The sequence below is a fragment of the Amycolatopsis pigmentata genome, assembly GCF_042684065.1.
Taxonomy (GTDB): domain Bacteria; phylum Actinomycetota; class Actinomycetes; order Mycobacteriales; family Pseudonocardiaceae; genus Amycolatopsis_E; species Amycolatopsis_E pigmentata.
Map to the genome: position 1 here is coordinate 195,513 of NZ_JBHUKR010000021.1, position 20,506 is coordinate 216,018.

The window sequence follows — 20,506 nt, forward strand, 5'->3', positions numbered from 1 at the left end:
GGCCGTACACTTGGCTCGAAGCTGCGTATCGGACTGGGCGCACGACCGCCCGGGTGCGCTGGACTTGCCAGACGGGGCCACGATAGCAGGCCACCGTGACATCACGGTGCGCACACTCGATGAGGACGACCACTACGGGTTCGAATTCGTCTCGGTGGACTCCGCACCCAAGGAGCCGAACGACGCTGTGTGGAAGACGGAAATCCGCGTAGTAGCGACCGGAGAGTCCGTTCATACGTGGGTGGAAAACAGCATGGAAACGACGAGCTTCACGCACCGGCCGGCCGTGGGACGTCCACGGGTTGTCGATGATCTCCTCGCGTTGCCGGGTAAGCATCTCCTGGGCACGCCGGTGTTCACCGGGGTGCAGCCGATCAAAGGCAATGAGGTCGGCCGGCATGTTCCGAAGGTGTTCCGCGTCTTCGACCGGCCGGATGTCACGATCGCGTCTTCCGAGGTGGTACGGCTCAAAGAAGAGTGGAGTGAACGGCTGGAACTGGAATACGCGGAGCGGAACCAGGTTGAACAGGATTTCGCCAGAACTCTCGATTACGCGGATCGTCTTCAGCATCAGGTGGACCGTCTTCAGGCGAAACTGGACTGGCTCCAGCGAAAGATGTCCGAGCAAGGCCAAGCGGAACTTTTCTGGTCGGCACCGGAAGGATCGATGGGGTCAAACCTTGCTTCGGAGGATGTGAACTGCGTCTCGGACGCGGTTATCGTGGCACAAGAGAATTTGGGGGACTATCTTTCTGTCCCAGAATCCGCGCCCCAGGAACTCGATGGCATCGACGCCGCAGCAAAGGCATTCGCCTGGGGTAATACGACATGGCGTGGTCTGCGTGCGCTGGCCGAGTATGCGAAGGCCAGGCGGTCGGGGTTCAATGGCAACTTCTGGACGTGGTGTGAGAATGGTGGCGCTCTGGTATGGTCCCCGTCGACCAAGAAGTTGGCGATGACGGAATCCGAGCCGGTCCTGAACAATGGGAAGCTGCGCAAACGGCGCGAGTTCGCGGTCAGTACGGAGGTGGACCCGAGCGGAGTCATCCTGATGACGGCGCACCTGAAGATCAGCGAAGGTGGTGGCGATCTCGCGCCTCGCGTGTACTTCCACGATGACACCGGCGGCAAAACGGGCAGGGTGCACGTCGGTTTCGTCGGCCCGCACTACCTTGTCCCGAACACAAAGTCCTGATCGCGCCGTAGCGCTACCTCGGGCACAAGGCAGCGCTACGGCGCTCAGTGACTCGATCAGGCGGTTTCGTCGGCGAGTTTCCCCGCGGCGATGAGGGCGCGGCCGATCTCGACGGCCTCGGTGGGAGTGAGGCTGTAGCCAGGGGAGTTGACCTCGCTGAGCAGGATGCGCGGTGTCGTTTCCCGCACGTGCTGTTCGAGGTCGATGTTGATTTCGGGGGATTCGAAATACCACTCGCCGTCCGCGCGTCGGCAGCGGATGGGGTTGCTTGTTGTCAGTTTGACGGTCGCGAGCTTGATCTCGGGGCGGTGGAGGCGGTCCTCGGGGAAGTCCGCGTCTCTGTGGCCGATGGTGCACCAGGGCGGGCAGGGGGTGGTTTGCCAGAAGGGCATACACTCTTGCATCGGGTCGACTCCTTTGCAGTCGATCAAGGCCTCCGGTTGGTGTTGCCGCACCGCCGGGGGCCGTCTTTTTTGTTGGCCTGAAAGCCATTCTAGTGGGCTGTTTCGGTTTGTTGACGCTTCTATCGTCACTGAATCGGGGGATCCTGTTGAGGTTGATCTCCGGCCGACTCGGCCATCGCCTCGTTGGCAGCCGGGCATCCGGCGCGAACCCGTCCGGGTGAACAGTCGCCCGATTCGACCCTGGACGGCCAGTTGTCGACCACGATATCGAGCATCCGGTAAGGGGGAGGCGGCGGGTGCCAAACAGCGGCGGCGGTTGCGTCGGCAAGGTCACCGGTTGGACGATCGTCGTGGTCCTCCTCGTCGTTTTGATGCGCTCTTGCGGCGTCGACCTTGGCCTGTTCAGTAGCAGCGCGTGCGACGCGCCGACAGCGGCAGGCTCCCTCGCGTTCGGCGACTCTGGTGACTGTGAAAAGCTCAAGCGTGCCGCCATTGACCCGAGTTGGGCGGCGCAACAGCGACAACGTAGCGAATTACGCAATGGGAAGGTCACGACCAGCCTGTTTTTCGAGACCAGCCCTGAAAGCTATACCGCGTTGAGCAGCGGGCACGACGACCTTTCCGAACAGGCCGCGTCGATCCTCACCGATGCGGGGTACAGCGACATTGACCCGGATCCCGCGACCCACGCCGAAGTCAAGGTCGCTGTGAAGATGCGAGAGGACGAGGCTGCTTTCGGTGTGCTGGTCATCAACAACACTTACGTTTGCGGGCAGAGTGGACCGATGGGCTGCCGCGACGCTGTTGCCGTGATCCTGCCGGAAGGTGCGACACTGTACATCTGGACGAAGAACGCCCGTCAGGTGCTCGCGATCAAGGGAAGGGGCTCGTGATGACTCCCGCCACCGGTCCAGTCACCACCGTGATCTTCGCCGGTCGTCCGCTCCCTGAGTCGGTTCCTCTCGGCACTCGCGAGGACGTCGGCTGGGCGTTCGCCTATACGGACGAGCAGCGCCGGTCCCTGATCGAGGAGATCAAGACGGAATTGACCGGCGACGGGCGCCAGGAATGTGCCATCTACTCGTGGGACCGTCCGTGCCGGTCGACGATGGAGTACACGCGCGACGAACTGACCGGCGGCAACGTGTGGATGAACATCGGCGTCGCCGAGTTCCCACCGCAGGGGCTGACTGCCGTCACCGAATATGGTCACGGTGCGCTGGTCTTCCACGTCGAACACGAGGGCGGTTCCCGGTTGTTCTTCGGCGTCAACCACGACCCGTTTCCCTCACCTCCGGTCATCCGTTACGACACCGGCGGAGATTCGCTGTTCCCGCGTCGATCGGTCTTCTCACTCGGCCGGCTTCATGCGGCGGTCGAGGAATACATCCTGACCGGTCAGCGGCCCACCAACGTCGGCTGGACGGAAAACAGGCGCAGCGATCTGCCGCGGTTGGACCCGAGATGGTAACGAGTCTTCGTTTTGTCCGCGGGCTCCTCAGGCGTGTGCGGATGCTCAGTCCTACACTGAATCAGGCTAGAACCCAATGAATCAGGCAGCTTGAGGAGAAGGCGTGTCAGCAACCGACCTCGGTGCACGCATCGAACGCGCCAGGGAATCCAGGTCGCTGAGCCAACGCGCTTTGGCTGAGGCCAGTGGAGTGCCGCAGTCCACACTGTCGCGCATCATCGCGGGTCTCCAGCCTGTGAAGATGCCGGAGGTGGTCGCCATTGCCCGGGCTACGGGCCACGCCGTGGCGCAGTTGACCGACAACTCACCGATCAGTGAGCGAGTGCTGTGCGTCGCATGTGCCACGAACGACACGGACCTGTCCGCCATGCGTGACAAGTTGATGTGTTTCTTCGAACTAAACGACTACCTCGAAGACCAAGCCATCCCTGCCTGGTAACCCGGCACGCCGCCGCTTCGGGCGGCGTGATCGCGCCGGACTCCTTATCCTGGAGGTGATGGGAGAGATCCGAGTGGGCACGGCCGGATGGACCGACAAGACGCTGATCGCGTCGGGCTGGTATCCGGAGGAGGCGGACACGCCCGAAAAGCGCCTGCGCTACTACGCCGAGCAGTTCCGGATCGTCGAGGTGGATTCCAGTTACTACGGGCTGCCGGCCGAGCGTACGGCGACGCTGTGGGCGGAGCGTACGCCGGAGGGTTTCCTCTTCAACATCAAGGCGTTCCGGTTGTTCACCCAGCACCCCACCCGGATCGCGGCACTGCCCAAGGACCTGCGGCCGGATCCGGAGAAGCTCGGCAAGGACACGGTGTATCTCCGTGACGTGCCGGACGAGGTGGCCGGCGAGGTGTGGGAGCGGTTCCTCGGCGCCATCGAGCCGTTGCGCACGACCGGAAAGCTCGGCACGATCCTGTTGCAGTTCCCGCCGTGGTTCACCATTTCCCGGCCCAACAAGAATTATATTCTGTCCTGTGTGGAACGGCTCACGCCGCGATACCAGGCCTGTGTGGAGTTCCGCCACCGGTCGTGGCTGAGTGAGAAGAACCGTGAGGAGACCCTGGAGTTTCTTTCGGGAAGCCGGATTCCGCTGGTCTGCGTCGACATGCCTCAGGGGTATGCTTCGTCCGTGCCACCATTGCTGGCCGCCACCGCCGATCTCGCCGTGGTGCGCTTCCATGGTCATTCGAAGAAATGGACCAGCAAGAACATCGAGGAGAAGTTCGGTTACCGGTACTCCGAGGAGGAACTGCGCGAATGGGCGCCACGCCTGCTCGGGCTGGCGGGTGAGGCCGAGCGGACGCAGGTGCTGATGAACAACTGTTACCGCAATTACGCGCAGGTCAATGCGGAACGTCTGACGGAACTGCTCGCGTGAGGGTCATCTCAAGAAGCCGACGATGGTGTCGACCAGAACGAACGGCGGTTCGCGGGTGGCGCGCACCTCTCGGGTGACCGGAAACGGCTCGTCGTTGAGAATCGTCGCGGCCGAGACCTGCAGGACCACCGGCCGTTGCCATTCGTCGAGGGAAAAGTAGAACGCGGTGTGGTCGACCAGTCGCGCGATGGTGGTGGCCGCCGGATTCGGGCCGGAATAGGCGAAGCGTGCCCCGGTGCCCAGATAGAACGCGGTCTGCTGGGCGTCGACCGCGCGCCAGGCCTGGTCGGCGCCCGGGACGATCCGGGGATCGCATTCGAACTGGTGCAGGGTGTGCAACGCCTGCCGGATGGCTTCGGGGACGGGCACCTCGAGATTCAGCGGCTGATTGGTTTCGTAGATCGAAAACTTGGTCTGCCCGGGTTTCGGAGGCATCAGGAACAGATGCACCAGGCCCGGATCGTGAGGGCCGCGGGCGGCGCGCACCAGCTGGCCGAGTACCAGACCGCGGAAGCGGGCGGCCCTGTCCTCGTCGAATCGGCCCAGCAGCGCGGTCAACGTCCTCATGCGTGGCCTTCCGGTGTCAGGGGTGTCACGCAGCATCCTCACACAGTCGCCATCGCTCGCGATGCGGCTCCTGGTAAAGGATGCCCTGCCCGCATCGCCACGAGCGGACGGACCGTCGTTCACCAGGAGCGGTCCCGCCCAAGGACGAAACGTTCATCGGGTCAGTTTAGATCGTGGACGAGTTAAGTGCCTACGTTGAAATGCTGCCCACGTTAACGTAACCTGCGGTGAGCAGCAGTCGTTCCCATGGTAAGAGGAGTTCTGATGGGTGGTGGCGCTTCCGGTACGCCGCCCCAGCTTTCCCTGAAGTTGGACGACCAGCTGTGTTTCGCTCTCTATGCCGCCTCCCGGGCGGTCATCAGCCGCTACCGGCCGGTGCTGGACGAGTTGGGCCTCACTTACCCGCAGTACCTCGTCATGCTCGTCCTGTGGGAACACGGCGCGGTCCCGGTCAAAGAGGTGGGCGCCGCGCTGCAACTCGACTACGGCACTCTTACCCCGCTCATCAAACGCCTCGAAGTGGCGGGGCTGGTGCGCCGGGAACGCCGGGTGGACGACGAACGCACCGTGCAGGTCATCCCGACCGAGAAGGGGCTGCGGCTCCACGAGCGGGCGCACGCCGTGCCCGCGGTCATGGCGGGCGCGATGGGGCTGAACGAGGACGAGCTGGCCCAGATCAGGTCCTTGCTGCGGCGCCTGACCGAGAATGTTTCCCGCGACGCGGGCCGCGGTGCCTGATTCCGGGGAATCGAACGGCGCGACCCACGTCCACGGTTGGTGCACTCAGTGGGTCCAGTCGGCGAGGATTTGCCGGCGTGCGGCGGCGAGGGTCAGCTGACCGTTGCAGACCTCTTTCTTGAGTGCGTTTTCTTCGGTGTCCTTGTTCTCCGCGGCCTGACCGCTGCCCGCGGTTCCCGCCGATTCGCGGGGTTCGGGCCACAGATTGTTCGGGTCGCGGGGCGCGCCGCCGAGTTCGAGCGGGATCAGGTGGTCTTCTTCGAGTTCCGAATCGGGGATATCGGCCTCGCCGTACTCGGGTTTCTGCTGGTCTTTCAAACCGGTGGTGTAACTGGACGGCGGACGCACGGTGGCGGTCCAGCCGGAAACGCAAATGGTGGAATCGATGGTGCTCTGCGTGACATCCGGATTCGTGGCGCCCGGAGTGCAGGAGGAGTCCGCGGTGCCGTCGACGATGGTGCAGGTCGCTGTGACTGAGGGTGACAATGGGGTGGCCTGGGCCGTGGTGGCACCGGCCAGGGTGAGGATGATCGCACCGCATGTGACCGCAAGCTTACGCAATGAACACGCTCCTCCCGGAAGTGGAGCCCGATCGTGTGGCTCCATCCACGAAAGGATGACGACGGCGCCCTGGTCCGGCCTAGGGCGGAACGGTGAACAAACCACTAAGTCGATACGAAAGTCGTGTCCGATCGACGCACAGGGGACAAATGGGATAGTGCCGGCATGGATGGTTTCTTGACGCCGGCGATGGCTGGGCCCCACATCCCGGTCGCCGAGTGGCTGACGCGCCAAGCCGAGTTGCTACGTGACGCCGCCGAGGACCCGGTGGTGGCCGAGATTCTGCGCTTCGCGGGCATGGCGCGGGGTACTCGCCTCGATCTCGCCGAGGCGCGCCAGGCCATCGCCAGGGACCATTGGTACGCCGACTGGGCGGACGCGATGGCCCATGGACAGGACAAAGTGGACAGTGGGTTTGAGGCCGCCGCGGACGCGGTCCACGCCGGAAACCTCGACGCCCTCCGTCGGCTGCTGGACAGGGAGCCCGGGCTGATCACGATGCGCTCACCGTTCCCGCATCGGCAGACGTCGCTCCATCACGTGGCGGACAACGGCATCGAGGTCGAGCGCCAGCTTCGGTCGCCGGGCGACGCGGGAGAAGTGTTGCGGCTGTTGGCCGGGCGGAGAGCGCGAGTGGATGCCCTCTGCGACAGCTACGGAGGCGGGAGCGGCACGACGACGCTGTGTCTGCTCGTGTCCTCTGCCGTCCCGGCGGACGCCGGCGTGCAGGCGGGTCTCGTCGAGCGGATCGGTGCCTGTGGCCCGCGACTGACGGCCGAATTGGTCGTCGAGTACGCGCTGATCTGGGCGGCCGCCCACGGCCGGCGCGAGGTGGTCGAATTCCTCCTTACCAAGGACCCGGATCTCCGGGTCGCCGAGCCCCGCTTCCACGCCACCGCGCTCGGTGCGGCGCGGTACCACGGGCGTGACGAGATGGTCGCCCTGCTCGAACCGCTCACGCCGTCCGGCTGACCGCAGACGACTGTCCCGGAAGACCTGCGTGGGCAAGCTTGACCAGACTCGCGGCCGCCGCGGCGGCTCCGCCGGTCTCGCGAAAGGACCGGCGGATGGCATCGGCGCCCGCGCGAAAGGCGGGTTCCGAGAGGACGGCGTCGAGGGCTGGACCGATCTGTGCCGAGGTGGCACGGGCGAAGCGAACGCGCACGCCTGCTTCTGCCCTGACGACCTGGTCCGCGATGACCGGCTGGTCGTCGCGAATCGGCGCCACGACGAGGGGAACGCCGTGGTAGAGAGCCTCGCAGACGGTGTTGTGCCCGCCATGGCAGATGACGGCGGCGGCTCTTTCCACCAGCGCCAACTGGGGAATGCGGCGCCGTACGATCACCTCCGCGGAGGTTCCGGCCAGCGCTCCTGTGGGGTCGGCGACGACGGCTTGGAGCCGCTCGGACCTGGCGGCGACAGCGGTCGCGCATTCGGTGAGGAAACGCGCCCCGGTGTTCACCGTTCCCAGGGTGATCAGGACGAGCTTTCGATCGCGATCCAGTTCGTGCCAAGGAAAACCGACATCGGCACGATCCCGGATGGACGGCCCGATGAACTCGACGTGATCAGCCGTGACCTCGCCGGTCAGTCGCTCCGTGGTGAACGCCAGTACGAGATCACGGGAGAACCGCAGATCCTCACCGGCCCGGGGATCCGCGAACCGCTCCTGCGTCTCGCGCATCAGTTCGCGCAGCCACTCACCGACTTTGGGCACGGCGGCGGCCGGATCGGTCAGTTCGGCCGAGGTGCTCGCCGAGGTGACCCAGGTCAGACCGAGCCGGTTGGCCACCAGTGCCCCCGCGATGGCCTGCTGGTCGACGATCAGAACGTCGGGCGCGAACTCGTCCACCGCGACCCGCACACCGGGTTCCATCGCGACGGCCAGCGGTATGAGCACCTGCTCCCACAAGAATTTGAGAGCCGCGTAGCCGTGGCTGCCTTCGGGGCGCACCATCGTCTCAGGCGGTGGCGCCGCACAGGGAAAGACGCGTGATCGCGGACCGATCAGCGGTCTCAGCACCTTGGGCGCGCCTGCCCAGGCGACATCGTGGCCCCGCGAGGCGAGTTCCGCGGCGACCCCGATCGCGGGATTGACGTGCCCGGCGAACGGCGGCATCACGAACAGGAACCGGCTCACCGTGCCCCCGCTCCGGCCGGCGTGTGCTCACTCACCCAGCCCAACAACAGGTCACGAACCGTGCGATGTGATTCCACCAGAACGGAATGATGTCGGCCCGCGAGCACCTCGGTACGGCAGTTCGGCAAGGCTCGTTCGAGCGCGCCGAGATCGTCCCGCTGGAACCCTTCACTGCCCACAATGGACAAAACGGGACAGCGGATCGCGTCGAGCCCGGGCCGGTCGAGCAGCGGGCCCGCCGGCAGGTCGTCGATCATGGTGGCCGCCGTGAGCCGTTTGAGTCCAGCGGCGGCCAGCCTCGCGTGGTGGGTGCCGAAAGCCTCGGCGATCCGGGAAAACGCGCCTTCTTCGGCCAGTTTCTCGACGGCCTCGGCCATCATCGCGCGCATCCTTGCCGCCCACGGCTCGGTCGGTGGCTCGGCCTCGATCGACACGACACTGGCGACCCGGTCCGGATGCTCGGCCACGTAGGCGAACGCGACTGTCCCACCGAAGCTGTTCCCGACCAGGTGCACCGGCCGGTGCACGCCGAGAGCGTCCAGCAGGCCGTGGAGATCGGCGACGAAGTCGCCGATCCGGTATCCGTGACCGGGTTTGTCCGAGTGCCCGTGGCCGCGAAGGTCGTAAGCGATCGCGTCGAACCCGGCCGCCGCCACCGGCGGCGCGAGCGTCAGGTAGAAGCTGGCGAGGCTGTCGATGGCGAGACCGTGGACGAACACCACCACGGGCGGCTCCGGCCCCGCGTCCTTCGCCGGTATCCGCTGGTAATGCGTGCGAATGCCGTTGGCGGCGATCGTGCTCATGTCCGGCTCGCCACGAAGCGGACCAGTTCACCGACGGTCAGCGCGATGACCTCCTCCAGTTCCTTGTCCGCCAGGAATTCCGCGAGGTTGACCGGTTCGCCGTAATGCTCCTGCAGCCGTCCGGCGAGCACGACGAGATCGATGCTTTCCAGTTCCAGATCCTCGTGGAAGGTGGTGTCCATGGTGATCTCGACGTCGTCGATGTCGTACTCGCCGAGTATTTCCCGCACCATGCCGCCTACGACGTCGAGAATGACGTCGAGCACCGCCTCGTCCGCGACGGCGGTCGTTTCGTCGGTCATCTCTTCTCCGTTCCGCGTGTCACCAGGTAATGCCGTTCCGGCAGGCCGGAAGGGTTGCTCAGGTCGCAATCCCGGTCGGCGGTCTCCTCGATCCGGACCCACGGCCGCTTGGCCGAAGCCGGGCGTGCGACCGCGATCGCGACCTCGCGGCGATGAGCCACCGCGACATCGAAGTCAGGCAGGCGGAAGCCGTGACAGCCGGACACCTCAGGACGGCCGTTTTCGCCGTCACGCACGAGCACCTCGGCCGGAAAGACGGCTCCGGCGCCCTGGTCCCATAGCCGGGTCCGCACCGCGTCCTTGATCGCGATCCGGCCGAGCAGCCAGTGTCGCCGGGCCGGTGCCGGAAGCCGTTCGTATTCGGCACGCTCGATGGCATTCAGATATTTGCGCAGGTACAGATCCCGGGACGCGAGGCCTGGCCATCGTTCGAAGACCACGAATTCGTCCTCGGACCGGCGTTTCGCGAGGGTGTTCCGTTCCGGGAAGCGGTAGGCGAGATCGGTGTCGGGATGGCTGTCGAAGCGGTGATCCCGCCACCCGGTGATTTCCGCCCAGAGCCGGTCGTCCATGGTGAGCCGCGCGTCGAACTCGTAGGCGGTGTCCGAAATGGACCGTATGCGGATGTCACAGTCCAGACGGGTGCCAGGCGGTGGTTCGGCACCGTGGAAGGTCAACCGTTCGATGGCGACCGGGAACACCACCCGCCGCATGGTCTGGGTCTCGACGATCCAGTGCCCGAACAACTGGCCGACGTTGTCCAGCAGTCCGCCCGGCGCGGTCGGCGAGGTGAGCACGCCGCGAACATGGGCGTCACCGACCGCGGTCAGTTCGGTGATCCCTTGGTATCGAGCACCATGGAACATCCACCGCTCGGTGTAGAAGCGTTCAGCGGTCAGCTTCGGCGCACGCTCGGCGGATGGCCGGGCCCAGGCCGGGGAAGCGGCGGCCGGATAGCGCTCCGCCAGCAGGACGCTCGCTTCGGCGTACTCGCCGACCCGGACATCGACCCGTCCCTCGGCCACCGGAGTGACCGTGATTTCGACGTCGACGGCGGGCGCGGCGACCAGCCAGCGGTTCAGCCGCACGCCGGTCATTTCGACGGCGCGCAGGCCCGGTGCGGCCTTCTCGGCGGCGTCCATCATGTGGCGGACGATGGTGGTCGCGGGGACGACCGGGCGCCGATCGGTCTCGTCCGGCCAGCCTTCGCGCTGCCTCGCGAAGCAGTGGTCGAGCAGATACGGCATGGTGTCCGTGGCCACTCTCAGTGTCGATGTGGCAGTGGGAGGTTCCAGGGCTTCCAGGACGGCCGTCGCGGCATCCGTCGTCTCCTGAAGTAACCGGCCGAATTCCGGGTATCGATCGGCCAATTTGTCCAGTCTGGACGGTGAGCGACCGGTGGGCAGGAGTCCCTCGGCGGCGGAGCCGAGCGACACCAGACCGGAGGAGAGGTCGAGCCGTGCACCGGTGCTTTCCCGGGAAAGGGCGGTGAAGTCCGGCGAGGCGCCTTCGACCCATAACGCGGTGGCCACCCGCCGGAGTTGGCCGAGGCCGGTGTGATGCGGCGAGTTGGCGGCGATCGTCAGATGCTCCGCCCGCGCGAGCGTATCGTCGATGAGCGAGCCGAGCTGTCCCGGTCCTATTTGGACGAAGACACGAATGCCCGACGCGTACATGTTTTCGGCCAGTTCGCGGAACCGGACCGGCTGGATCAGATGCCGGACGTAAAGCGCGCGGACCGATTCCTCGTCGCGAGGGAACTCGGCCGCCGTGGTGGCCGACCAGACCGGAACCGACGGCGGATGGACGTGCAGCGTGTTCGCCGCGGCCACGAACGGGCCGAGATAGGGCTCCAGCATCGGTGTGTGGAAGCCGGAGCGGAACGGCAGCAGGCGGCAGATCACCGACTGGGCGCGGAAGTCCGCGACGAGCGCTCGTACCGGCTCGGCCGGTCCGCACACGATCGTCTGGTTCACCGAGTTCTCGTGAGAGACAACCAGGTCCGGGAGATTCGCGATGGCGTCGCGAACCCGTTCGGCGCCGCAGCCGAGCACGGCGAATTCGACGCCGGGCACCTGGAGTGACTCGGGATCGAAACGCCGCAGAAGCCGGTCCACGTCCGGCCCGGCATGCACACCCGCCGCGATCAGCGCGGTCCATTCGCCGACGCTGTGCCCGGCGACGGCGTCCGGCACGATCGAGAGTCTCCGCAACGCGGCGTCGAGCAGTCGGCCGACGCCGATGACCGCGGTGCCGTGGCGGCCCAGGTCTCCGGCCGCGGAATCCGGTACGGGCAGACGGAAATGGTCGGCCACGTCCTCGACCCGGGGCGCGAACTCGGCTTCCAGGCCCGGAAACACGAACGCTGTCCCGGCCCGGCCCGCCAACAGCGGCCGAGGGGTGAACCAGATGTCCTGACGCCCTCGCCACGGCGTGCCCTTTGCCACGATTCTCCTTGCCGTGGCGAGCTTTTTGGTGGTGGGTGCGACGATGCCGAGGCGGTACCTTCCGGTGGACGCGGTGGCTTCCGGCGCGTCGAGAGCGGCGAGAAGCTGCTCCCGGCTTTCCGCGGCGAGGCGCAGCACCCGTTCGGGTTCGCGCACCGAGAACGACACGGGCGCGGATCCGGGTGCCTGCTCCAGCACGACGTGGGCGTTGATCCCACCGAACCCGAACGCGTTGACCCCGGCGCGGCGCACCCGATCCTCCCAGGGGCGCGCGGTGGCGATGGGCTGAAAGCGTGTTCCGGCCAGCGCCGGGTGCGGGTCCTCGCAGTGCAAGGTCGGCGGCAGGACCCCGTGATAGACCGAAAGCGCGGCCTTGACCAGCGCGGCTATGCCCGCCGCCGGCATCGTGTGCCCGATCATGGACTTCACGCTGCCGATGATCGCGCGCTCGCCGTTGTCTTCCGAAGCGCCGAAGACATCGCGAAGTGTTTCCAGTTCGGCCCGGTCACCCGCCACGGTCGCGGTTCCGTGTGCTTCCAGCAGACCGACCGAGCCGGGTTCGGCCGGGTCGAGCCCGGCGGCCGCCCAGGCGCGCCGCACCGCGAGAACCTGGCCTTCCGGCGCGGGGTTGACCAGGCTGCCGCCGCGTCCGTCGCTGGACACGCCCGAACCCCGCAGCACCGCGTAGACGCGGTCGCCGTCGCGCTCGGCGTCGGCGAGGCGCTTGAGCACGACCACGCCCGTGCCCTCACCGACCAGGATGCCGTCCGCACGTCGGTCGAATGGACGGATCTGTTCGCTCGCGGAAAGCGCGCCGAGCCGGCTGAACACGCTCCAGAAGGTGACGTCGTGGCAGTGGTGCACGCCGCCGGCCAGCATCACGTCACACCGGCCGGACAGCAGTTCGCCGACCGCCTGGTCCACCGCGACGAGCGACGACGCGCACGCGGCGTCCACTGTGTACGCGGGACCGTGCAGGTCCAGCCGGTTGGCGATGCGGGAGGCCGCGAGATTGGGCACCAGGCCGATGGCGGACTCGGGACGGCTCGGGCCGAGCCTTTCCGTGAATGCGGCACGGACCGCGGTCAGTTGGGCGTCGTCGAGACCGGGTACCAATTCGCCGAGCGTCCGGGTCAGCTGATGCGCCGTCCGGATCCGCTGGTCGAGCCGCGCGATACCGGGGGTGAGGTAGCCGCCCCGGCCGAGGATCACCCCGGCGCGGGCGCGGTCGCCCAACACCGCTTCGCCGCCCGCGTCGGCGACCGCCTCGGCGGCGACCCGCAAGGCGATCAGCTGGTCCGGTTCGGTGCCGTCGACCGACGCGGGCATGATCCCGAAGCGGGCCGGGTCGAAGCCGGTGAACTCGTCGACGAATCCGCCGCGGCGGCAGGACACCTCGCCGGGAAACGTCGCGTTCCAGCGAGCGGCGGGCAGGTCGGTGATCGCGTCCACGCCATCGACCAGGTTGCGCCAGTAGGTGTCCAGGTCGCCCGCTCCGGGCAGGAGCACGGACATGCCCACGATCGCGATCGGGGCGTTCACCAGCTTGACGCCGTGTACACGACGGAGCGGAGCCCTGGGTCTCCCCACGCCAGCTCGCGAAGCAGGCAGAACGTGCCCTCCTCGGGATCGATCAGGTCGATCCCACGGCCGGCGTAACTCGTGGCGAGTTCCGGCGAAACCATGCCGCCGTGCCGGGCCGCCGGTGCCCACGGTCCCCAATGGACGGTCAGTGCACGGCTGCCGGTGTTCGCGGCCCAGACGGCGCCGATCTGCTCCAGCGAATCATTCGCCGCCGCGTAGTCGGTTTGCCCGCGGTTCCCCAGCACCGCGGCGATGCTGCCGAACAGCACCGTGAACCGGGGCGGTTCGGGCGCGTCTTCCAGCGCCGACAAGAGCGTGCGCGCACCGTCTACTTTGGTCTGGAAGACTCGGCGGAAGGACTCCGGGTCCTTTTCGGCGAGCAACCGGTCCTCGATGACGCCCGCGGCGTACACGATGCCGTCCAGTCTGCCGTGCTCGGCGTAGATCTCCTTGACCACACGGCTGAACGCGTCCGGATCCCGCACGTCGGTCGTGTGGTAGCGGACCGACGCGGCGTGCTTCCGGAGTTCCGTCAGGGTGGCCGTCACCTCGCGCCCGGCGAGGATCCGGTTCGCCTGCCGGTCAAGGTCGGCCGGCGTCAGACGGGCGGACTTCGCCAGCGCCGAGCGCAGTCCGGGCAGGTCGGCTGCCGCTGCGGTGTCCGGAGCCTCCTCACCGGCGGGCAACGGAGTGCGGCCGATCAACTCGATCCGGCAGCCGCCGGCCATGGCCAAGGTTTCGGCGAACCGGGCGGTGATTCCGCGGGCTCCGCCGACCAGCAGCACCACGGAGTCGCGGTCGAGGCCGAGCGCGGCGGCTTCGGCGGCGCCGTCACCGGCCGGGCCCGCTCCAGTGCTGCCCAGCGAGCCCAGTGGTGCCGGGGTCATCCGTGGCTCGTGCCGGACACCGTTCCCGAGGACCACGACCGGCATCGAATCGGTCCTCAGCAGTTCCTCGATCAGCAGCCGTGCCACCTCCGTCGCCGGGCGGCCGGGATCGACCTCGACCAGGCGTGCGCCGGTATCCGGATACTCGCGGGCGACCGAGCGGAAGAACCCGCGCAGACCGGTGACTTTGGACAGTCCGTCCCGGGGCGGTGCGGCCATGATCAACCAGCGTGGGCCACGGGCCAAGGCTTGCTGGATCTGCGGTACCAGACCGGGCAGTTCGTCGTTTTCACCGTCGGGACCCGGTTCCATCACACCAAGGTGGATCAATCCGTCGAACCCGTCACCGTGGACGATCCGCGCGCCATGCGTGGCCAGTCGCCCCGCGAGTTCCACCGCGAGTTCTCCGTCACCGACGATCTTGATGGCGCGTCCGGAGAGGGCCCGCGTGTCGTGCTGCCCGTCCTCGATCGGGACCGTTTCGACGACAAATCGCTTGGGGGGCAACCCGGCTGGGGCTTCGGCCGGGCGCGGGGAGACCGCCGGTTCCGAACCCCCGTTGTGGGATTCGAGCCAGGACGCGATCGCACTCGTCGTGCGGAGCTTCGCGAGCTGGTCGATGTCCGCTCCACCCACCGGGAAGCGCATCAGCAATTCGCCCGCGATCTCCGTACGCTTGATCGAGTCGACGCTCAGATCGGCTTCCAGATCCAGGTCCGGCTCGATCATGTCCACCGGATAGCCGGTCCGGGCACCGATCACCGCCAGCACCGTCGTCAGCACGTCTTCTGTCGTCTCGGGCGTCTTGGTCGTCTCCGGCGGCGCGGGTTCGGGCAGCCGCCGTACCGGCTCCCGCACCTCGACGACCTGGGCCGGCCGGATCGCCGGTGGTGTGCCGAGGAAGCTCAGCATCACGTCGCGCTGCGCCGCCACGGTCTCCCGGCTGGTCCTCAGAAACTCGCTGACGAGCGCTTCCCTGCCGGCGCCGGCGGAATCGCCCGAGTACCCGGTCATGGTCATCTCCCGAACCACTCGTGCGGGGGCGAGGCCGCCCCCGAGGTAACCGCCGTCGGAGGTACGAACGGTCTGGCCGTCGATCGTCCATCCGGCGGCACGTGGGGGCCGTTCGCCGGCGACGTCACGGGCATCACGGCCGTTGAACAGCCACCCGGTGCGCAACGGGACACCGGCCACGGCGAGTTGGGCGACCGCGGCCAGGAAACCGCGAAGTCCCTTTCCTGCCTTGCCTTCGCACGCGACCGTCACATGTGGACGGTCGTCGAGAATGGCATCCACCAGACGGCTGAGCACGGCCGAGGGGCCTGCCTCCAGGAACACCCGCGCACCGGACTCGTACATCGCCTCGATCTGTGCCACGAAGCCGACCGGCGAGCCGATCTGCGCGGCAAGTTCCGCGCGCACGCCGTCGGCGTCTTCGGGATAACCGGTCGCCGTACGGTTTGAGTACACAATGGACTCTGGTGGGCGGATGGCCTGTGCCGCCAGCGTCCGGCCGAACTTCTCCCCGGCGCCCGCGAGCAGCGGACTGTGAAAGGCGCAGGCGACCGCGATCTTCTTCGCCGACAGCCCGGCCGAACGCAACGCTTCCAGAGCGCGGTCCACGAGCGCGGTCGGGCCCGAGATCACGGACTGGCGCGGAGCGTTGTGGTTGGCCACCACGACCTGGTCCTCGACGCCCGCGACGCGCAGCACTTCGCCGACCTCGACGGCGGTCGCGGCGACGGCCGCCATGGTGCCGGGGTCGTCACCTGCCGCGGAGAGGATCGCGTCCGCGCGTGCTTCCGACAGCGCGATCAAGGTAGCCGCGTCGAAGGATCCTGCCGCGCAGAGCGCGACCAGCTCACCGTAGCTGTGTCCGGCGAACATGTCCGCCTTGACGGCGAGCCGGGTCAGCAACTGATGCACCGCGAGCCCGGCCACGCCGAGCGAGGGTTGCGCTGCGCGGGTGTCGCGAAGCCTGGACTCCTGCGCCTGCTCGGACGCGGCGTCGAAAGCGGCGGGCGGGAACAACGTGGACGCCCATTTTCGCCCCAACCGCAGGAAATGCCGTGTCTCCGGGAAGGCGACGAACAGGTCGGCCAGCATCCCCGGCCGTTGACTGCCCTGGCCGGGAAACAACACGGCCAGCTTGCCCGTCACCTCCGGCGCCTGGAACAACCCGCGAGCCGGGTCGTGCTCACCGGCGGCGGCCCGGCGGAGGAGGTCCGTCAACTCCTCGACGCTCGCCGCGACAACGCCGATCGTCACCGGTCCGGCACGGCGCTCGACCCGCCTGGCCGCAGTCCTGGCGAGGTCACGCAGGCGCCAGGCACCCGTGTTCGCCAGGTCCAGCAACCACTCCAGGTCCCGGGGCCCGGAGAAGGTGAACAGTTCGACCGGCCATTCGTCCAGACCGTGCCGCGGCTCGGGCGCGTGCTCGTGCGCCTTGAGCACCGCGTGGAAGTTGGTGCCGCCGAAGCCGAACGCGCTGACCCCGGCGATGCGCTCCTCGGGAGGAGCCGCCCACGGGCGGGCCCCGCCGAAGAACACGAAGGGGCTGCTTTCACCGTGCCAGCCCGGGTTCGGAGCGGAGACGTGCAGCGTCGGCGGCAGGACCGCGGTGTGCAGGGCCATCGCCGTCTTGATCAGTCCGGCCAGTCCGGCGGCGCATTTGGTGTGTCCGATCTGGGACTTCACCGAACCGATCGCGCAGCCGCCCGGGGCCGCGCCCGCCTCGGTGAACACGGTCGACAGCGTGGTCAGTTCGGTCCGGTCACCGACCACGGTGCCGGTCCCGTGCGCCTCGACCAGGCCGACTTCGGCGGGTGACACACGGGCGTTGCGGTACGCGCGCCGCAAGGCACGCCGTTGCCCTTCCGGCCGTGGTGCGGTCAGTCCCAGTGACTTGCCGTCGCTGGCGCTGCCCACGCCCTTGATGACGGCGTAGACCCGGTCACCGTCGCGTTCGGCGTCGGCGAGTCGCTTCAGCACGACACAGGCGACCCCTTCGCCGAGGGCTATTCCGTCGGCGGAGCCGTCGAAGGTCCGGCACCGGCCCGTGGGGGAAAGCGCTTGCACCGAGGAGAACATGAGGTAGTCGTTGATGCCGTTGTGCAGGTCCGCGCCGCCCGCGAGCACCATGTCACTGGTGCCGCCGACGAGTTCCTTGCACGCCACGTCGATCGCCGCGAGCGAGGAGGCGCACGCGGCGTCCACGGTGTAGTTCGCGCCGCCGAGGTCGAGCCGGTTGGCGATCCGGCCCGCGATGACGTTGGCCAGCATGCCGGGAAAGGAGTCCTCCGACAGCTTGGGCAGTTGTTCGTCGAGTGGGTCGGGAATCCGGCCCAGGTAGGAGGGAAGGACCGTGCGCAACACCGTGGCGTTCGAGAGGTCGCTGCCTGCTTCCGCACCGAAGACGACACTGGTGCGCTCGCGGTCGAACCCGCCGTCGCCGTAACCGGCGTCCGAAAGCGCTTTCTCCGCGACGGCGAGCGCCAGCAGTTGTACCGGTTCGATGGCCGCCAGCGAAGACGGTGGGATGCCGTACCGCAACGGATCGAACGGGATCTCCGGGAGGAAGCCGCCCCATTTGGACGGCGTGTGCTCACCGGTGCCGCCTTCGGCGTAGTAGATGTCCGGATCCCAGCGGCCTTCGGGTACTTCGGTGACGGCGTCCACACCTCGCACCACGTTGGCCCAGAACGACGCGAGGTCCGGGGCCTGCGGGAACACGCAGGCCATGCCGACGATCGCGACGTCCAGCGGCGGTGGGGCCTCGGGTTCGGTGACCGGTACCGGAGCGAATCGTGCGCGCGACGCGTGGGCTCGCTCGGCCAGATAGAGGGCGGAGCCCATCACCGAGTCGTGCAGTTCGCGGATGGTGGTGACTTCGGACCGAAGCACCGCGACCTGACCGGCCATGAACAGGCCGTCGGCGATCTGCTCCGGCTCGCCGACCGCGACCAGGTCGGTGTCCTCACGTCGCACGCCTTTGCTGGCGATGCGCAGCCGCCCGACGTTGATCCGCTCCAGCTCCTCCCACACCTCGCGGTCCGGCAGGCCGCGGGCACGCAGATCTTCGCGGAGTGCCTGGAACCGTTCGGTGAACGGGCTGACCACGCAACGGGTGGCGTGTCCTGGCGCGGATTCGAGCAAAGCGGTGCGCTCGGCGGCCAGCACCTGTCGCTGGAACGCCGGAAGCACGGCTTGGTGCGCGACGGCCTCCTCGGTGAACAGGTACGCGCTACCCATGAGCACGCCGATTCCGGCCCCACTCGCGGCCAGCGGGGCGGCCGCGGCGGCGACCATCGCCGCCGAGCGCGTGTCGTGGACACCGCCCGCGAAGAAGACCTGGATTTCAGCCGCGTGCCCGGGATGCTCGGCCAGGTAGTCTTCGAGGATCCCTATCTGCGCCTCCCACAGGGGAAAGCTCGCGCGCGGACCGACATGCCCACCACACTCCGCGCCCTCGAACACGAACTTCCGTGCGCCCGCGTCGAGGAACTGGCGCAGGAGCCCGGGGGAAGGCACGTGCAAGAACGCTTGGATGCCCTCGGCTTCAAGCGACGCCGCCTGTGACGGCCGGCCACCGGCGATGATCACGCTGGACGGTTTGACCTCCCGGATGACGGCAAGCTGGGCGGAACGCACGTCCTCCGGTGCGAACCCGAGAATGCCGACGCCCCAGGGACGATCCGGTATCGCGCGCCGGGTCTCTTCCAGCAGCGACCGGGTCATGGTTTCGTTCGCCAGCGCCAGCGCTACGAAGGGCAGCCCACCATGTCCGGCGACCGCCGCGGCGAACCCAGGTTGATCGCTGACCCGCGTCATCGGACCTTGCGCGATGGGAAGCTCGGTGCCGATGGCTTGACACAGCACCGAACCCGGCCGCAACACGGTAGCGCCGTCCGGCGCGGACACGATCGCGCTCCGGACCGCACGCACGGCCTGTCCGACGTCACCGTATCGGTCGGCAAAACGCTTGGCGAGAAAGGCATCCTGGCCGGCAGGTACGTTCCGATGCCGGGACAGCACCCGTTCGCCGTCGACGACCGTGGTGTCGGAACCGTCCGAACCGCTGATCGCGTCGATGATCTCGTCGGGTAGTTCGGCTTCTGCCAACAGCGCGAGCTGCGTGTCCAGTACGACGCCCGCCGCGCCGCCCAGCACGGAGGCCACGGCGGTACGCGGTCCGATGCCGCCGCAGACCCACACGGGAAGGCCGATGGGCAGCAGTTGTTGCAGCAGCACGAACGAGCTCAGTTCGCCGACGCGCCCACCGGCCTCGTTCCCGCGCGCGACCAACCCGTGTGCGCCCTCTTCGGCGGCCCTCGTGGCTTCCTCGCTACTGGTGACTTCGGCGAGCACCCGGTAACCGTCCGGATCGGATGGTCTCCAGGGCGAGTTCCGGCCGAGCAGGACGGTATCGACCCCGGCGGGAAGGTCGGCCGGTTCGAGCCGGCAACCCTGCGGCACTCGCACCCCGTATGGCCCCCGTGACCACTGCTCGGTGAGCGCGAGCGCCTCGCGGACGCGGACATCCCCGGCGCCGAGGTCGAGCACGCCGAGGCCACCGGCCCGGCACACCGCGGCCACGACCCGTGCGCCGGGACGGCCGAGCGGGCTCAGTCCGATGACGAGCTCGCGGCGATCGCGCTGGGCTGCCAAGGAAGCCTCCGTGTCCGGGGTGGGGAGTTCGGGGTGACAGAAGGGAAAACGCGGACATCGTCGTCCGTTCGGATCAAGTGGTTCGGCAAGTTAGCCGACCCCGCGCGACAGGATCAACGGCCTCCGCGCGATCGTGGAACGTCCCCGGCACCCCGGGACAGGCAGGCGAAACCTTTCCGCAACGCGAGGAATGCCGCTTCTTCGCGGTCAACCGGTCACTGGTGCACGGCTACCGGCGTGGGCGCGGTCTTTCCGGTAACAAGGCGGAAATGCAAAACTGATTGTCTCTTTACGCGGCCGCGCGCACGCTGCGCATTATCTTCCCACACGATTCCCCGGCGCGCTCACCCCACGCGCTCGGAAT

The 20,506-nt window shown here is 67.6% G+C and carries 15 protein-coding genes; 7 read left to right on the top strand and 8 right to left on the bottom strand.

Going from position 1 to position 20,506, the window contains the following annotated elements; all coding sequences use genetic code 11:
- Positions 1-106: 106 nt before the first annotated feature.
- On the top strand, positions 107-1,195 hold the full coding sequence (locus tag ACFSXZ_RS32180) for a hypothetical protein (RefSeq protein WP_378269341.1): 1,089 nt from the start codon (positions 107-109) through the stop codon (positions 1,193-1,195).
- Between the two features lie 56 nt (positions 1,196-1,251).
- Here ACFSXZ_RS32180 and ACFSXZ_RS32185 read toward each other — a convergent pair whose 3' ends face one another.
- On the bottom strand, positions 1,252-1,599 hold the full coding sequence (locus ACFSXZ_RS32185) for a DUF6907 domain-containing protein (protein ID WP_378269343.1): 348 nt from the start codon (positions 1,597-1,599) through the stop codon (positions 1,252-1,254).
- A 296-nt stretch (positions 1,600-1,895) separates the two neighbouring features.
- Between ACFSXZ_RS32185 and ACFSXZ_RS32190 the strand changes: the two genes are divergently transcribed.
- The 4 genes from ACFSXZ_RS32190 (at position 1,896) to ACFSXZ_RS32205 (ending at position 4,446) form a co-directional block, all read left to right on the top strand.
- Positions 1,896-2,492 (top strand): DddA-like double-stranded DNA deaminase toxin, encoded by a 597-nt coding sequence (locus tag ACFSXZ_RS32190; protein ID WP_378269344.1) that lies wholly within the window; start codon positions 1,896-1,898, stop codon positions 2,490-2,492.
- On the top strand, positions 2,492-3,070 hold the full coding sequence (locus ACFSXZ_RS32195) for an Imm1 family immunity protein (RefSeq protein ID WP_378269345.1): 579 nt from the start codon (positions 2,492-2,494) through the stop codon (positions 3,068-3,070). Before ACFSXZ_RS32190 ends, ACFSXZ_RS32195 begins: the two co-directional genes overlap by 1 nt.
- Before the next feature lie 103 nt (positions 3,071-3,173).
- Entirely contained in the window at positions 3,174-3,509 is a 336-nt protein-coding gene (locus ACFSXZ_RS32200; protein ID WP_378269347.1) for a helix-turn-helix domain-containing protein, read from the top strand.
- A 58-nt stretch (positions 3,510-3,567) separates the two neighbouring features.
- Positions 3,568-4,446: a DUF72 domain-containing protein gene (locus tag ACFSXZ_RS32205; RefSeq protein WP_378269349.1), complete on the top strand. Its 879-nt coding sequence runs from the start codon at positions 3,568-3,570 to the stop codon at positions 4,444-4,446.
- Positions 4,447-4,449: 3 nt separating this feature from the next.
- Here ACFSXZ_RS32205 and ACFSXZ_RS32210 read toward each other — a convergent pair whose 3' ends face one another.
- Positions 4,450-5,013, bottom strand: a complete 564-nt coding sequence (locus ACFSXZ_RS32210; protein ID WP_378269350.1) for a hypothetical protein — start codon at positions 5,011-5,013, stop codon at positions 4,450-4,452.
- A gap of 264 nt (positions 5,014-5,277) precedes the next feature.
- Between ACFSXZ_RS32210 and ACFSXZ_RS32215 the strand changes: the two genes are divergently transcribed.
- Entirely contained in the window at positions 5,278-5,751 is a 474-nt protein-coding gene (locus ACFSXZ_RS32215) for a MarR family winged helix-turn-helix transcriptional regulator (protein ID WP_378269352.1), read from the top strand.
- 45 nt (positions 5,752-5,796) lie between these two features.
- Here ACFSXZ_RS32215 and ACFSXZ_RS32220 read toward each other — a convergent pair whose 3' ends face one another.
- Positions 5,797-6,312 (bottom strand): hypothetical protein, encoded by a 516-nt coding sequence (locus ACFSXZ_RS32220; RefSeq protein WP_378269353.1) that lies wholly within the window; start codon positions 6,310-6,312, stop codon positions 5,797-5,799.
- A 165-nt stretch (positions 6,313-6,477) separates the two neighbouring features.
- Here ACFSXZ_RS32220 and ACFSXZ_RS32225 point away from each other — a divergent pair, with 165 nt between their 5' ends.
- A complete protein-coding gene (locus tag ACFSXZ_RS32225; RefSeq protein WP_378269355.1) occupies positions 6,478-7,284 on the top strand; it encodes a hypothetical protein in 807 nt (268 codons plus the stop codon).
- Here ACFSXZ_RS32225 and ACFSXZ_RS32230 read toward each other — a convergent pair.
- The 5 genes from ACFSXZ_RS32230 to ACFSXZ_RS32250 are packed head-to-tail and all read right to left on the bottom strand — an operon-like array spanning position 7,268 to position 20,142.
- Entirely contained in the window at positions 7,268-8,452 is a 1,185-nt protein-coding gene (locus tag ACFSXZ_RS32230) for a glycosyltransferase (protein ID WP_378269357.1), read from the bottom strand. The two genes, ACFSXZ_RS32225 and ACFSXZ_RS32230, sit on opposite strands and share 17 nt — an antisense overlap.
- The gene (locus ACFSXZ_RS32235; RefSeq protein WP_378269359.1) at positions 8,449-9,255 is read right to left on the bottom strand and encodes an alpha/beta fold hydrolase; all 807 of its coding nucleotides are present in this window, start codon (positions 9,253-9,255) and stop codon (positions 8,449-8,451) included. The genes ACFSXZ_RS32230 and ACFSXZ_RS32235 overlap by 4 nt, the downstream gene beginning before the upstream one ends.
- Positions 9,252-9,557 (bottom strand): acyl carrier protein, encoded by a 306-nt coding sequence (locus tag ACFSXZ_RS32240; protein WP_378269361.1) that lies wholly within the window; start codon positions 9,555-9,557, stop codon positions 9,252-9,254. Before ACFSXZ_RS32240 ends, ACFSXZ_RS32235 begins: the two co-directional genes overlap by 4 nt.
- Positions 9,554-13,546, bottom strand: a complete 3,993-nt coding sequence (locus ACFSXZ_RS32245) for a type I polyketide synthase (protein ID WP_378269363.1) — start codon at positions 13,544-13,546, stop codon at positions 9,554-9,556. Before ACFSXZ_RS32245 ends, ACFSXZ_RS32240 begins: the two co-directional genes overlap by 4 nt.
- Positions 13,543-20,142, bottom strand: a complete 6,600-nt coding sequence (locus tag ACFSXZ_RS32250) for an SDR family NAD(P)-dependent oxidoreductase (protein WP_378269365.1) — start codon at positions 20,140-20,142, stop codon at positions 13,543-13,545. Before ACFSXZ_RS32250 ends, ACFSXZ_RS32245 begins: the two co-directional genes overlap by 4 nt.
- Positions 20,143-20,506 lie beyond the last annotated feature (364 nt).